Source organism: Saccharothrix sp. ST-888 (genome assembly GCF_000955975.1).
In the GTDB taxonomy this organism is placed as follows: domain Bacteria; phylum Actinomycetota; class Actinomycetes; order Streptomycetales; family Streptomycetaceae; genus Kitasatospora.
In genome coordinates this window covers 1-334 of sequence record NZ_JYJF01000712.1, presented here as the reverse complement: position 1 = coordinate 334, position 334 = coordinate 1, and the positions used below count along the sequence as shown (strand labels likewise).

The window sequence follows — 334 nt, the reverse complement described above, 5'->3', positions numbered from 1 at the left end:
GGTCAGGCCGCGGCGTCGGCGGCGGGTGATGCCCGTGATCCCGCCCTCGCGCACGATCCGCTCCACCTTCTTTCGGTTGACCGCCCGGCCCTGGCGCCGCAGTTCCGCGTGCACGCGCCGGACGCCGTACGCTCCCCTGGAACCGACGTCGATCACCGCGATCCCCCCGGCGCCCCGTTCTTCGCCCTGCTGAAGCAGACGATCGGCATCCGCGTCTGGCCGGACCGCGCCACCTCCCGCGCGGAGGTCTTCGCGTTCATCGAGACCTTCTATAACCGTAGGCGTCTACGCAGACACCCCGAGTGGGGCTACCTCACGCCACTCGAGATCCGCC

General features: G+C 70.7%; 2 pseudogenes. One reads left to right on the top strand and one right to left on the bottom strand.

The features are described from left to right. Positions 1-141, bottom strand: a pseudogene (locus UK12_RS45425) (IS3 family transposase); the annotation flags it as partial. Between UK12_RS45425 and UK12_RS44080 the strand changes: the two are divergent. Continuing rightward, positions 109-334, top strand: a pseudogene (locus UK12_RS44080) (hypothetical protein); the annotation flags it as partial. The pseudogenes UK12_RS45425 and UK12_RS44080 overlap by 33 nt on opposite strands.